This window comes from Nonomuraea pusilla, assembly GCF_900109355.1.
In the GTDB taxonomy this organism is placed as follows: Bacteria; Actinomycetota; Actinomycetes; order Streptosporangiales; family Streptosporangiaceae; genus Nonomuraea; species Nonomuraea pusilla.
Map to the genome: position 1 here is coordinate 606,086 of NZ_FOBF01000001.1, position 12,959 is coordinate 619,044.

The window sequence follows — 12,959 nt, forward strand, 5'->3', positions numbered from 1 at the left end:
ACTCATCCCACGCTCTTGGTCCATTCCTTCTTCAGGTACGTCTTCGCGGCGTCGGCCTGCGGAATCGTGAGGATCACCGGCGGGCCGGACGCCTTGGGCAGCTTCGCGGCCTGCTCGGTGTCGAGCGTGCCCTTCATGAGCATGGCCTCGCCGCGCGCGGGACGGGCGTAGCCCTTCTGGAGCAGGTTCTGGCCCTCGTCCGAGAAGAGGAACTCCTGCCACAGCCGGGCGGCGGCGGGATGCGGCGCGTCCTTGCTGATGGCCTGGACGTGGTACGCCCCGAGCGGCGAGCCCCCGGGGATGACGACCTTCCAGCTCTCGCCGTTGCGCCCGGCCTGGAGGTGGTCCCAGGTGACGATGACGTTGGCCTTGGCCGGCTCGGTGAGCTGGCCGGCGCGCTTGAGCTTGGCGAACAGCTGGACGCCGCGCTCGGGCCGCGGGGTGCGCGCGTCCATGGACGCGGCCATGACGCCGTCGAACGCGGCGTCGGAGCGCAGCGGGTCGCCGTCGAGCGCGACGCGGTAGCCGGGCTTGAGCAGGTCCGCGAACGTGGCGGGCGGCTTGACCTGGCGGGGGTCGTACCCGATGGCCATGTAGCCGCCGTAGGCGGCGTACCAGGCGCCGGACGGGTCCTTGACGTCGTCGGGGAGGTCCTGCCACCCGGCGACGCGGTACGGCGCGAACCTCCCGGCCGAGGCGACGGCGACGTCGAGGGTCAGGTCGAACACGTCGGGCTTGAGCTGGGCGGCGGCGTCGACCGCGCGCTTGCTGCTCGCACCGGGTTCGAGCTGGGTGACCCTGATGCCGTACTTGTCGGAGAAGGTGTCGATGATCTCGCCGTAGTTCACCCAGTCGCGCGGCAGCCCGATGACGGTGAGCTGGCCCTCGCGCTTGGCGGCCTCGGCGAGGCGGTCGAGGGTGGAGAAGCCGTCCTTGAGCGTGGTCGCGCGGACGTTGAGCGGGGGCGGGCTCTGCCCGCCCGCGGCGGGCGGCTGCTCGGGAGATGACGCGCCGCATCCGGCGCTGACGACGATGGCGGCCACAGCGGCGCAGGTACGTACGGTCACATGACGAATACTTACCGTTGACGCCGCTCAGGTCGAGGAGGCGCGGCCGGAACCACCTTGGCGGCGACCAGCGTGTCCTCGGGAATCTCGACGAGCGTGCCGTCGCGCCTGCGGACGGCGAGCACCCCGCCCTCCCACGACTCCAGGACGCCGACCGCGTCGCGGAAGCCTCCTGGCACGCGTCTGCGAGTGGTGATCCGTGAGCCTATGTCCTGAGTTGTGATCTTGATCACGAGGCGTGCGGCCACGACTTTTGCCACCCTCCGTTTCGGCCAGCTGGCAAGCACGGCAATACTAGGGCGTAGCAAACCGCGGTCAGTGTCATGCCATGGTGCGGAGAAGAAGGAGCTCGAGGTGACCTACGTCATCGCGCAGCCTTGCGTGGACGTCCTGGACAAGGCGTGCATCGAGGAGTGCCCCGTCGATTGCATCTACGAGGGCGAGCGCATGCTTTACATCCACCCCGACGAGTGCGTGGACTGCGGCGCCTGTGAGCCGGTGTGCCCCGTCGAGGCGATCTTCTACGAGGACGACCTTCCCGAGCAGTGGAAGGACTTCTACAAGGCGAACGTCGAGTTCTTCGAGGACCTCGGCTCGCCTGGTGGCGCCTCGAAGGTCGGCAAGATCGAGAAGGACCACCCGGTCGTCGCCGCGCTGCCGCCGCAGGGCGAGGACCACTAGCCGTCACGGGTGCGCCGCGTCCGCGGCACGCGTTCGGCGACAGACAACCCTGGAGAACCGTGAACAACCTGCCCGATTTCCCCTGGGACCGCCTGGAGCCCTACAAGGAACGCGCCAAGGCGCACCCCGGCGGCATCGTCGACCTGTCGGTCGGCACACCGGTCGACCCGGTGCCCGAGATCGTCAGGAAGGCGCTCGTCGACGCGGCCGACAGCCCCGGCTATCCCCTCACGCACGGCACCAGGGCGCTGCGCGAGGCCGCGGCGGGATGGCTGCTGCGCAGGCACGGCGTCACGGTCGGCCAGCAGGACGTCCTCCCGCTGGTCGGCTCCAAGGAGTTCGTCGCCTGGCTGCCGAGCTACCTCGGCGCCGGGCGGGTCGTCTTCCCCGAGCTCGCCTATCCCACGTACGACGTGGGGGCGAGGCTGGCCGGGGCCTCCGCCGTGGCCTCCGACGGGCTGCTCGCGGTGGGTCCCGAGCGCGTCGACCTGGTCTGGGTCAACTCCCCGGGCAATCCCACGGGGCGCGTCCTGCCCGTCGAGCACCTGCGCAAGGTGGTGGCGTGGGCGCGTGAGCGCGGCGCGGTCGTGGCCTCCGACGAGTGCTACATCGAGCTGGGCTGGGAGGAGCGGCCGGTCTCCATCCTGCATCCCGACGTCTGCGGCGGCTCCCACGAGGGGCTGCTCGCCGTCCACTCGCTGTCCAAGCGCTCCAACCTGGCGGGTTACCGCGCCGGGTTCGTGACGGGTGACCCCGTCCTGGTCAAGCGCCTGCTGGAGGTGCGCAAGCACGCCGGCATGATGATGCCCGCGCCCGTCCAGGCCGCGGCGGCGGCCGCCCTGGCCGACGACGCGCACGCCGACCGGCAGCGCGAGGTCTACGCCGCGCGGCGCGCCCTGCTGCGGCCGGCGCTGGAGCGGGCGGGCTGGCGCATCGAGCACTCGACGGCCGGCCTGTACCTCTGGGCCACGAACGGGCAGAGCGCGTGGGATCAGGTAAGTAAGCTCGCCGAAATTGGCATTTTGGTCGCACCGGGCGATTTCTACGGATCGGCAGGTGAACGGCACGTCCGCGTGGCCGTCACCGCGACCGACGAACGGATCGATGCGGCGGTGCGCCGCCTCCAGTAGGATCGCGCGTCATGGCGAGCACGGAACAAGTGAGCGCGGAACACCGCACACCGACGTGATCACCACTGTTCGAGCACCACTGACAAATCGATAAAGGGCGTCTGCCGAGACGGACCGCGAGTGGAGCGAGCTGATCGATGAGCATGACCTCCATGGTCGTACTCGGGCTGAGCATCGCCACCGTCCTGTTGCTGCTGGGGGCCTTCCTGGCCACCCTGCGGCAGGACAGGAAAGGCCGCGCGAGCGCGCCGGCGGGCGAGGTCGCTCCCGTCGAGCCCCCGCTGCCGGCGCCGGTGAGCGCGACGGCGCATGCCGGCACCGACTACGCCGACCCGCGCACGATCGAGGTCGGCGACCGCATCCAGGTGCACGGCTCACCCGCGCGCGTGATCGGCGCGATGTACGTCTCATGGCAGGGCCGGCAGTGGACCGAGTACCTCCTGCGCGACGCCACCCGCCGCCCGCAGTGGCTCTCGGTCGAGGTCCGCAAGGGCGACCAGCCGCACCTGGAGGTCATGCTCTGGACCGAGGTGCCCACACAGGGCATGGTTCCGGCGAAGAGCATGCTGATCATGGAGGGCGTCGAGTTCTTCCCGATCGAGCGCGGCACGGCCGCGTTCAGGTCCGAGGGGGAGACCGGCACGCCCGAGCGGGGCCTGCTCGACTTCGCCGACTACCGGGCCACCGACGGGCGCCTGCTGTCGTTCGAGCGCATCCAGGGCGGCCCCTGGACCGCCTGCTACGCCAGGCCGCTCGCGCCCGGCTCCATCTCCTTCGCGACCCGCGCCTCCTGACGACCGCCCCGCCCGCGCCTGACCCGCCGCCGGGCGTCGTAAGACCGCCATGCGATCGGGGAGGCGGGTCAGGAGAGCTCGACCTGCCTGCCCGCCGCCTGCCCGCCGGCTCGCCAGCCCCGGTCGGCCTCCATCTCGTTCGACCAGGCGGCGCCCGCGTAGGCGACCCTGGTCAGCGAGAACTTCTGGGCGTGCGCCACCGACCAGGCGGCGATCAGCCAGCCGCGCTTCTCGGACGTGATGGCCGTGCTGCCGAGCGCCCTGGCGAGCTGCCGGCGCGCCTCATCGGTCCTGGGCCGAGGGGCCGGGGTGCGCTTGGGGCCGGGCGGGTACCAGCAGTGCACGGCCTTCGGCACGCGGCCGGTGAACGCGCCGGCCAGGATCCTGGCCTGCCCCTCGTGGTCGGCGTACGCGTAGCCGCCCGCCGACCGCTGCACCGCCTGGGCCGCGTCGGCGACGGGCAGCTTGCGGTAGTCCTTCACCTTGACCAGGGCCGCGAAGAACCTGTTCGTCGCGTACACCGGGTCCATGATCTGCTTCTTCGACCCCCAGCCCTGCGACTCGCGCTGCTGGAAGACGCCGACGGAGTCGCGGTCGCCGTAGGAGATGTTGAACATCTTCGACTCCTGGATCGCGGTGGCGTACGCGATCACGGCGGCCCGCTCGGGCAGCCTGCGGCGGGCCGCGACGGCGGCGATGGTCGCGGCGATCTGCGCCTGCTCGGGGTCGAGGTCGAGGGCGCCGTCGGGCGTGCGGACGGCGCAGTACGCCTCGGGCACCGCCAGCGGTTCGGCCCGCTTCAGCAGGTGGACCAGACCCACGGAGATGCCCACGGCCAGGACGGCGACGATCGCCGCGATGGTGATGACTCCACGGGAGAAGCGCAGGCGCACGCTGAAGAACCTACCCGTCCGGATAGGCTCCCTGGCCATGAGTGACGTCGGCGGCGCCGCTCCGCCGCCTCCGGCGGTGGCCGGGCTTCCGGGCGTCCCGACGAGGCGGCGCTCGACGAGGTGCCGCGCGAGGACGGGGTGAACACCTGATGCTGGATCTGACGCAGGACGTCCGCGACCTGACCGCGGCCGTCGTGGACATCGAGTCGGTGAGCGGGGCCGAGCGCCCGCTGGCCGACGCGGTCGAGCGCGCGCTCGCCGCGCTGCCGCACCTGAAGGTCGAGAGGTCGGGCGAGACCGTCGTCGCCCGCACCGGGCTCGGCCGGCCCGAGCGGGTGCTCCTCGCGGGCCACCTCGACACCGTGCCCGTGGCGGGCAACCTGCCCAGCAGGGTCGAGGGCGACCTGCTCCACGGCTGCGGCACGTCCGACATGAAGGCGGGCGTCGCGGTCGCGCTGCGGCTCGCGGCCACGCTGCCGGAGCCGAACCGCGACGTGACGTACGTGTTCTACGACTGCGAGGAGGTCGAGGCCGAGCGCAACGGGCTCAACCGGGTCGCGAGGGAGCACCCCGACTGGCTGGCGGCCGACTTCGCGGTGCTCATGGAGCCCACCGACGGCGAGATCGAGGGCGGCTGCCAGGGCACGCTGCGCGCGGAGGTCACCGTGCGGGGCAAGCGCTCGCACAGCGCCAGGTCGTGGTTCGGGGTCAACGCCGTCCACGGGATCGAGCCGGTGCTGGCCAGGCTGAACGCCTACCAGGCGCGGCGGCCGGTGGTCGACGGCCTGGAGTACCACGAGGGGCTGAACGCGGTCGGCGTCCGCGGCGGCGTGGCGGGCAACGTGATCCCCGACCTGTGCGTGGTGACCGTCAACTACCGCTTCGCGCCCGACCTGTCGATCGCGCAGGCGGAGGAGCACGTACGCGAGGTGTTCGACGGTTTCGAGGTGGCCTTCGTGGACGCGGCGCCCGGCGCCAGGCCGGGCCTGACGCATCCCGTGGCGGCGGCCTTCGCCGCGGCCGTCGGCGGCACGCCCCGCGCCAAGCTCGGCTGGACGGACGTCGCCAGGTTCTCGGACCTCGGGGTGCCGGCCGTGAACTACGGCCCGGGCGACCCGAACCTCGCCCACCAGCAGGGCGAGTACGTGTCGCTGACGAGGATCGTCGACAGCGAGCGCGCCCTGCGGAGCTGGCTCACAACATGAAAGTGGCTTTCCTCGCCGGCCATTTGGCGGGGAAAGCCACTTTCAGTCCCGAGCAGCACCCTCGGCAGTTAGACGCAGGGGAGTCGAAATCCGGTTCCCTCCTTTTTTCAAGATTTTTTGCCCGGTCGCTTTACGGCGCTTACCTGCGGTTCCGGAGTTTCGGGATACTCGGAAGGCATGCACGGGAACGCGCGGGCAGGCATGGGATGGCCGGGCCAAGCGCACGTCAAGAGAGCTAGCGTGATCCCCATGGAAAAGACACGTCGGGAGCGCCGTCAAGGCCAGGCCGTGGTACGCGGCAGCCTCGTCCCCAGCTCCACCCATGACCAGCGGCTGCTCGACCGGCAGGGGCCGGCCGACTGGGTGCACATGGACCCGTGGCGGGTGCTGCGCATCCAGGCCGAGTTCGTGGAGGGGTTCGGCCAGCTCGCCGAGCTGCCGCCGGCGGTCACGGTGTTCGGCTCGGCCCGCACCCCCGGCGACTCCCCCGACTACACGATGGGCCGCGCCCTCGGGCGGGCGCTGGCCGAGGCGGGCTACGCCGTCATCACCGGCGGCGGCCCCGGCGTCATGGAGGCCGCCAACAGGGGCGCGTCCGAGGTCGACGGCGCGGTGTCGGTCGGGCTCGGCATCGAGCTGCCCTTCGAGCAGCGCATGAACGAGTACGTGGACCTCGGCATCGAGTTCCGCTACTTCTTCGTCCGCAAGACGATGTTCGTCAAGTACTCCCACGGCTTCATCGCCCTGCCGGGCGGCTTCGGCACCCTGGACGAGCTGTTCGAGGCGCTCACGCTGGTGCAGACCCACAAGGTCACGTCCTTCCCCGTGGTGCTCATGGGCTCGGAGTTCTGGGGCGGCCTGATGGACTGGATCAAGACCAGCCTCCTCGGCAGCGGCAAGATCGCCTCGCACGACCTGCACCTGATCTCCGTCACCGACGACGTGGACGAGGCCGTGCGCATCATCGTCGACGCAGACCTGGCCCGCTCGAAGCAGCGCGAGGAGGAGCGCAAGGCCGCCCAGGCCGCCGAGGCCCAGCAGGCGGAGCCCCAATAGGCTGCCTGCCGTGAATGTCTGCGTCTTCTGCGCCTCCAGCCTCCGCATCGATCCCAAGTACGTCGAGCTGGCCACGGCCGTCGGCACCGAACTGGCCCGGCGCGGCCACACCCTGGTGAGCGGCGGCGCGACCGTCTCCTGCATGGGCGCGGTCACCTCCGCCGCCCGCGCCGCCGGCGGACGCACGGTCGGCGTGATCCCCCAGGTCCTCGTGGACGTCGAGCTCGCCGACCGCGACTCGCACGAGCTGATCGTCACCCCCGGCATGCGCGAGCGCAAGGCCGTCATGGACGCCCGTTCCGACGCCTTCCTCGTGCTGCCCGGCGGCATCGGCACGCTGGAGGAGCTGTTCGAGATCTGGACGGCCAGGGTGCTCGGCATCCACGACCGCCCCCTCGTCATCCTCGACCCCTTCGGCCTGTACGACCCGCTGCGGCAGCTCGTGACCGGTCTGTACGACCAGGGCTTCACCCGGGCCGACGTCTTCGACGCCATCTCCTGGACCAGCACCGTCGAGGAGGCGTTCACCCATCTGGAGGGCCGGGCGCAGCCGGTGCGGCCGAGCGTGGCGGAGCTGGGCGAGGCGGCCGGCTGAGCCGCGCGGACGGGGCCCGGCTCGCACCGGGCGTCGCAAACGCGGCACCTCGTGCGGCGATGGTATGAGTACGATGCCAATGTGCTGGTCATCCTCGCCATCGCCGCCGTCGCCATCCTGGTCTGCGTGGTCGTGGTCTCCCTCGGCCGTGGCGGTGAGCTGACCGAGTTCCCGCCCGACGTGCCACCGCTCGACCTGCCGGAGGCCGAGCGGCTCACGGCGGTCGACTTCGCGGCGCTCCACCTGCCGGTGAACCTCGTCGGCTACCACACGCAGAGCGTCGACGAGACCCTGCGCAGGGCCGCAATGGCGATCAGCGTGCGCGACACCCGCATCGCGGTGCTGGAGCAGCGGGTGTCGGAGCTGATGGCCGGCCGGCTGTACGCCCGCCAGGAGGTGTACGCGGCGCCGGCCCGCCAGACGGCCCCGGACGCGGCCCAGGACGGGGCCCCGGACGCGGCTGAGAGGGCCGCTGCCGAGCCGCCGGAGGAGCCCGCGGCCCACGGCCCCGGCGAGCCTGCCGGGCCCTCGCAGGAGCCCTCCACGGACGACGGGGGCGACAGTCGAGACGAACGCGACACGGAAGAGGACCGGGGCGAGGACAAGCCCGAGGACCTGCCCGAGGACCTGCCCGAGGACCAGGATCAGGCCAAGGGCGAGGACCAGGCCAAGGGCGAGGACGGAGAAGGACGAAAGTGACCCAGGCACCCCGAACGGCACCCGAAGCGGCCGAGCCGGCCCCCGAGGTGATCCGCTGCGCGTGGCCGGGCCTGTCCGACCCGCTCTACCTCGCCTACCACGACGAGGAGTGGGGCCGCCCTGTCACCGGCGACGACAAGGTGTTCGAGCGGGTGACGCTGGAGGCGTTCCAGTCGGGGCTGTCCTGGCTGACGATCCTGCGCAAACGCGAGAACTTCCGTGCCGCGTTCGACGGCTTCTCGATCGCCAAGGTGGCGGCGTACACGGAGAAGGACGTCGAGCGGCTGCTCGGCGACGCCGGCATCGTCCGCAACCGGGCGAAGGTCGAGGCCGCGATCCACAACGCCAGGGTCGCCACGGACCTGCCGGGCGGACTGTCCGACCTCGTGTGGCGCTTCGCCGAGCCCGACTCGCCCAGGCCGAGGACCATGGCCGACGTCCCCGCCGTGACGCCCGGCTCCACGGCGCTGGCCAAGGAGCTCAAGCGGCACGGCTTCAGGTTCGTCGGCCCGACCACGGCGTACGCCCTGATGCAGGCCATCGGCCTGGTCGACGACCACGTCGAGGGCTGCGTGGCGCTCAGCGCCCGGTGAACCCGCTCAGCGCCCGTTGAACACCGGCCGTTCCTTGGCGAGGAAGGCGCGCGTGGCGTCCAGGTGGTCGTGGGTGGCGGCGCAGGCGTCCTGGAGCTCCGCCTCCAGGGCGAGGGAGTCGGGCAGCGAGTGGGTCGCCGCGTACGCGAGGGCCCGCTTGGTGGCGGCGTAGGCCAGCGTGGGGCCGCTCGCGAGCCGCACCGCCAGCTCGCGGGCCGTCTTCTGCAGGTCGTCGGCGGGCACCACGCGCGTGACCAGGCCGAGTTCGAGCGCCCTGGCCGCGTCGACGGGCTCGCCGAGCAGCATCAGCTCGGCCGCCCTGCCGGGCCCGACGAGCCGCTGCAGCGTCCAGGACGCGCCGGAGTCGGGCGCGAGGCCGATGCCGGAGAAGGCCAGCGCGAACCTCGCCTTCTCCGACGCGACGCGCAGGTCGCAGGCGAACGCCAGCGACGCGCCCGCGCCGGCGGCCACCCCGTTGACGGCGGCCACCACCGGCTTGGCCATCGTGGCGATCAGCTCGACGATCGGGTTGTAGTGCGCGCGGACCGTGTCGGTTAGGCCGCGGCCCGCCTCCAGGTTGTCGGCGTGCTCGCGCAGGTCCTGACCGGCGCAGAACGCCCGGCCCGCGCCGGTCAGCAGCACGGCCCTGACGGCGGTGTCGCCCGCCGCCTCGCGCAGCGCGCCGAGCAGCGCGGACTTGGCCTCGACCGTGAGCGAGTTCATCGCGTCGGGACGGTCGAGGGTGATGGCGGCGACGGCGTCGGCCACGTCATAACGGATCAATGCAACTCCCTGTCGACGAACGCGGCGGCTGCGGGCAGCAGCCTGGCGGCCTCCTGCTCGAAGTAGGCCCTGGCCTTCTCGCCGGGCCAGCCGTCGGGCAGCAGTTCGGGTGGCAGGCCCGGGTCGCGGAACAGGAAGTTGCGCCACCCGTGCACCAGTCTGCTCCTGGTGGCGAACACCTGGTCGTCCGCGGCCCCCTCGGGCAGCGTGCCGATCAGCGTGACAGCCTCGGCGTGCCACTGCTCGTACGCCTCGCCGATGGCCCGCAGATCCCAGGCCCTCGCGACCAGCTCGCGCGGGTCGCCCTCCAGCGCGGCGTCGAACCTGTCGGCCCGCACCCCCTCGCCGTCGAGCAGGTTGTCCAGCTCGGCGGACGAGCGCGGCCCGATCCACGTGGTCTCCGACAGCGCCGCGTACCCGAGGAAGGTCAGGTCGGCCCTGATCCGCTCCCTGCGGGCGCGCTCCCTGACCGGCCCGAAAACGATCAGATGCCACCGGCCGCGCCAGGTCGGCGTCCCCGCTCGGTAAATTCTCAGCGCGGCCTCGTCCAGACGCCTGACGCATTTCCCCGTGAGACCGTAACCGGGTCCCTGGGGCAGCCGCACCGGGCGCAGCCAGCCCTGCCGCACCATGCGGGAAACCGCCGTACGCACGGCGGGAGCGGCGATATCCAGGGGTTTCATGAGCCGGACGAGCGCGGCCACGGTCGCCTGCCCACCCCGCGAACGCAGGTGGTCTCCATAGAGGTCGAACAGCGCGGCCCGAGCGTGCACGACGTCCAGTTTGGACGGCATCGCAGGGTCCGACAACGCATTCTGGGAGGAGATCGTTACCCATGAGCGCTCGCGATGCGGGAGAATAGGACATCACAGAAGACGTGAATGCGCCGGCCGCCCCCACGGGAGGCCGGAAATCGCGGGCCGCGGGAGCCCAAGGCAGGAAGGGATGCACGCATGGCGGCGATGAAGCCGCGGACCGGCGATGGTCCGCTCGAGGTCACCAAGGAAGGGCGCGGCATTGTCATGCGGGTTCCCCTCGAGGGTGGCGGCCGGCTCGTCGTGGAGATTTCCGCCGACGAGGCCAAGGCCCTCGGCGAGGCGTTGAAGAACGTCGTCGGCTGAGAGTTCCCTGAGTCACCTTGCTTGATCCACGACCCTGGCGTCACCCGCGCCAGGGTCGCTGACGTTTCCTGAGGAGAACGCGTGCCCATCGAGACCACCGCCTCGGTCGTGACCGGAGTCCCCGGCGACGCCGAGCTGCTCGCCGTCCCTTACGGCTCCGACCTCAGCCCGGCCCTTCCGGTCGAGCTGCACCTGCCGGTGTCCGAGCTGCTCGCCCACTACGAGGCCAAGGGCGAGGCGGGCGAGATCGTCGAGGTGCCGGTGGCGCGGGAGGGGGGAGTGGGCCGCGTCCTGCTCTACGGCGTGGGCGACGGCTCGCAGAAGGCGCTGCGCAAGGCCGCGGCCGGGCTCACCCGGCGGGTCAGGGGCAGGCAGGAGCTCACGGTCGTGCCGCCCGAGGGCGACGTCGCGGCGTTCGCCGAGGCCGCGCTGCTCGCGGCGTACTCGTTCACGATCGGGGCCGAGGGCAGGAAGCCGGTGCGGTCGCTCGTCCTCGTCGGCGCCGACGAGGAGCGGGTGCGCCGGGCCGAGACGGTCGCGCGGGCCGTGGCGCTGGCCCGCGACCTGTCCAACACGCCGGCCTCCGTCAAGGACCCCGCCTGGCTGGCAGAGCGCGCTGCCGAGCAGGGCGTGCAGGTGCGCGTCTGGGACGAGGAGCAGCTGCAGGCCGACGGGTTCGGCGGCATCCTCGCGGTCGGGCGCGGCTCCGCGCGGCCGCCGCGGCTCATCCAGCTCTCCTACACCCCCGACGTCCCCACCGAGCGGCACGTCGTGCTGGTGGGCAAGGGCATCACGTTCGACTCGGGCGGCCTGTCGCTGAAGCCGACCGACAACATGAAGTTCCAGAAGACCGACATGGCGGGCGGCGCCGTGGTGATCGCGGTGCTGGGCGCGCTGGCCGCGCTCGGCGCGCCCGTACGCGTGACCGGCCTGGTGGCGGCGGCCGAGAACATGCCGTCGGGCACCGCCCAGCGGCCCAGCGACGTCATCACGCACTACGGCGGCCGCACGGTCGAGGTGCTCAACACCGACGCCGAGGGCCGGCTCGTCCTGGCCGACGCGCTCGCCTACGCCGACGCCGTGCTCGACCCCGACGCGGTCGTGGACGTCGCCACGCTCACCGGCGCCATCACCGTGGCGCTCGGCCGCCAGGTCGGCGCGGTCTACGCCTCCGACGACACCCTGGCGGACGAGCTGGTCGAGGCCGGCCGGGCCAGCGACGACCGGCTCTGGCGGATGCCGCTGATCGAGGAGTACACGCCCGCGCTGAAGTCGTCGGTCGCGGACCTGGCGAACGTGGAGGCGGGGTCCTCCTTCGGCGCGGGGTCGATCACGGCCGCGCTGTTCCTGCGCGAGTTCGCGGGCAAGCGGCCGTGGGCGCACCTCGACATCGCCGGCGTGGGCCGCAGCACGGTCGACGAGGGCACTCTGACCAAGGGCGCCACCGGGTTCGGCGTGCGGGTTCTCCTGGAGTGGCTGACCGGGTCTGACCGGGTCTGACCCGGGTCTGACCGGGATGCGGCCAGGGTCCGGCCGGGGTGCGGCCCGGCCCTGGCATGGTTCCGGCCGGGCCGTCGCACGGCTCCGGCCGCTCCAGGCCCGTCGGAGATCGGCGGGCTAGCCGGAGACCTTGACGGCGGCGAGCAGGCCGTCGCCCAGGGGCATGAGCACCGAGCGCAGCCGGTCGTCCCCCTGCACCAGCTTGACCAGCTCGCGCAGCGCCACCGTGTCGGGGTCGCGCTGCGCGGGGTCGGCCACGCGGTGGTGCCAGAGCACGTTGTCGAAGGCGACGACGCCGCCCACGCGCAGCAGCCGGACGGCCTCGGCGAGGTAGTCGACGTACTCCTGCTTGGCGCCGTCGGCGAACACCATGTCGTAGCCGCCGTCGGACAGGCGGGGCAGGACGTCGAGCGCGCGTCCGGAGATGAGGCGCACCCTGTTGCCGGAGAAGCCGGCCTCGGCGAACGCCTGCCTGGCGAGGCGCTGGTGTTCCGGCTCGACGTCGACGCTGGTCAGCGTGCCGTCGCCGCGCATGCCGCGCAGCAGCCACAGGCCGGACACGCCGCAGCCCGTGCCGATCTCCACCACCGACTTGGCGTTGACGACCGTGGCGAGGAAGCACAGCGCGGCCCCGCCGCCGGGAAGGATGGGCACGGCGCCCATCTCCAGCCCGCGCTGGCGCGCCGCGAGCAGGATCTCATCCTCCTGATGGAACTGCTCCGCATAGGCCAGGGTGGCCTCCACCTGACTGGTCATCGGCCTCCTCCCCACACTTTCGTGCCGTTGGTACCGATCGCAGCCTAGGGGAGACACGCCGGGACGGGAACTCAGGAGGCTGCCGA

At 72.1% G+C, this 12,959-nt stretch carries 16 protein-coding genes; 10 read left to right on the forward strand and 6 right to left on the reverse strand.

Features of this window, described 5'->3' with window-relative positions; genetic code table 11:
- Nucleotides 1-2: 2 nt before the first annotated feature.
- Nucleotides 3-1,067 carry an ABC transporter substrate-binding protein gene (locus BMX74_RS02680; RefSeq protein WP_091097947.1) on the reverse strand — a complete coding sequence of 355 codons (1,065 nt, stop codon included), beginning with the start codon at nt 1,065-1,067 and terminating at the stop codon, nt 3-5.
- An 11-nt stretch (nt 1,068-1,078) separates the two neighbouring features.
- Complete coding sequence (locus BMX74_RS46565) at nt 1,079-1,354, reverse strand: putative acetyltransferase (protein WP_420538110.1); 276 nt, start codon at nt 1,352-1,354, stop codon at nt 1,079-1,081.
- 67 nt (nt 1,355-1,421) lie between these two features.
- Between BMX74_RS46565 and fdxA the strand changes: the two genes are divergently transcribed.
- From fdxA to BMX74_RS02700, 3 genes are all read left to right on the forward strand, one after another.
- Complete coding sequence (fdxA, locus tag BMX74_RS02690; RefSeq protein ID WP_055508414.1) at nt 1,422-1,748, forward strand: ferredoxin; 327 nt, start codon at nt 1,422-1,424, stop codon at nt 1,746-1,748.
- A gap of 59 nt (nt 1,749-1,807) precedes the next feature.
- Complete coding sequence (dapC, locus tag BMX74_RS02695; RefSeq protein ID WP_055508416.1) at nt 1,808-2,878, forward strand: succinyldiaminopimelate transaminase; 1,071 nt, start codon at nt 1,808-1,810, stop codon at nt 2,876-2,878.
- Nucleotides 2,879-3,015: 137 nt separating this feature from the next.
- The gene (locus BMX74_RS02700; RefSeq protein WP_055508418.1) at nt 3,016-3,672 is read left to right on the forward strand and encodes a DUF4178 domain-containing protein; all 657 of its coding nucleotides are present in this window, start codon (nt 3,016-3,018) and stop codon (nt 3,670-3,672) included.
- 68 nt (nt 3,673-3,740) lie between these two features.
- On the opposite strand, the gene BMX74_RS02705 is transcribed toward BMX74_RS02700, so the two are convergent.
- On the reverse strand, nt 3,741-4,565 hold the full coding sequence (locus BMX74_RS02705) for a hypothetical protein (RefSeq protein WP_236715092.1): 825 nt from the start codon (nt 4,563-4,565) through the stop codon (nt 3,741-3,743).
- 149 nt (nt 4,566-4,714) lie between these two features.
- Between BMX74_RS02705 and dapE the strand changes: the two genes are divergently transcribed.
- The 5 genes from dapE to BMX74_RS02730 all read left to right on the forward strand — a co-directional run bounded on the left by dapE (nt 4,715) and on the right by BMX74_RS02730 (nt 8,713).
- The gene (gene dapE, locus BMX74_RS02710; RefSeq protein WP_055508420.1) at nt 4,715-5,770 is read left to right on the forward strand and encodes a succinyl-diaminopimelate desuccinylase; all 1,056 of its coding nucleotides are present in this window, start codon (nt 4,715-4,717) and stop codon (nt 5,768-5,770) included.
- A gap of 249 nt (nt 5,771-6,019) precedes the next feature.
- Nucleotides 6,020-6,826, forward strand: a complete 807-nt coding sequence (locus tag BMX74_RS02715; protein ID WP_055508423.1) for an LOG family protein — start codon at nt 6,020-6,022, stop codon at nt 6,824-6,826.
- Between the two features lie 10 nt (nt 6,827-6,836).
- Nucleotides 6,837-7,421 carry an LOG family protein gene (locus BMX74_RS02720; protein ID WP_055508425.1) on the forward strand — a complete coding sequence of 195 codons (585 nt, stop codon included), beginning with the start codon at nt 6,837-6,839 and terminating at the stop codon, nt 7,419-7,421.
- A gap of 81 nt (nt 7,422-7,502) precedes the next feature.
- A complete protein-coding gene (locus tag BMX74_RS02725; RefSeq protein WP_091097952.1) occupies nt 7,503-8,120 on the forward strand; it encodes a hypothetical protein in 618 nt (205 codons plus the stop codon).
- Nucleotides 8,117-8,713, forward strand: a complete 597-nt coding sequence (locus BMX74_RS02730) for a DNA-3-methyladenine glycosylase I (protein WP_082535544.1) — start codon at nt 8,117-8,119, stop codon at nt 8,711-8,713. Before BMX74_RS02725 ends, BMX74_RS02730 begins: the two co-directional genes overlap by 4 nt.
- 6 nt (nt 8,714-8,719) lie before the next feature.
- Here the strand turns inward: BMX74_RS02730 and BMX74_RS02735 are convergent, their stop codons facing one another.
- Both BMX74_RS02735 and BMX74_RS02740 read right to left on the reverse strand, forming a co-directional pair.
- Nucleotides 8,720-9,496, reverse strand: coding sequence for an enoyl-CoA hydratase-related protein (locus tag BMX74_RS02735; RefSeq protein ID WP_055508429.1), 777 nt, complete (start codon nt 9,494-9,496; stop codon nt 8,720-8,722).
- Nucleotides 9,493-10,290: a PaaX family transcriptional regulator gene (locus BMX74_RS02740; protein WP_201784763.1), complete on the reverse strand. Its 798-nt coding sequence runs from the start codon at nt 10,288-10,290 to the stop codon at nt 9,493-9,495. The genes BMX74_RS02735 and BMX74_RS02740 overlap by 4 nt, the downstream gene beginning before the upstream one ends.
- A gap of 159 nt (nt 10,291-10,449) precedes the next feature.
- On the opposite strand from BMX74_RS02740, the gene BMX74_RS02745 reads away from it, so the two are divergent.
- Nucleotides 10,450-10,617, forward strand: coding sequence for a DUF3117 domain-containing protein (locus BMX74_RS02745; RefSeq protein ID WP_020545024.1), 168 nt, complete (start codon nt 10,450-10,452; stop codon nt 10,615-10,617).
- Nucleotides 10,618-10,698: 81 nt separating this feature from the next.
- The gene (locus tag BMX74_RS02750) at nt 10,699-12,117 is read left to right on the forward strand and encodes a leucyl aminopeptidase (protein ID WP_091097954.1); all 1,419 of its coding nucleotides are present in this window, start codon (nt 10,699-10,701) and stop codon (nt 12,115-12,117) included.
- A 117-nt stretch (nt 12,118-12,234) separates the two neighbouring features.
- On the opposite strand, the gene BMX74_RS02755 is transcribed toward BMX74_RS02750, so the two are convergent.
- Nucleotides 12,235-12,873, reverse strand: coding sequence for an O-methyltransferase (locus BMX74_RS02755; RefSeq protein WP_055508433.1), 639 nt, complete (start codon nt 12,871-12,873; stop codon nt 12,235-12,237).
- Nucleotides 12,874-12,959: the final 86 nt, after the last annotated feature.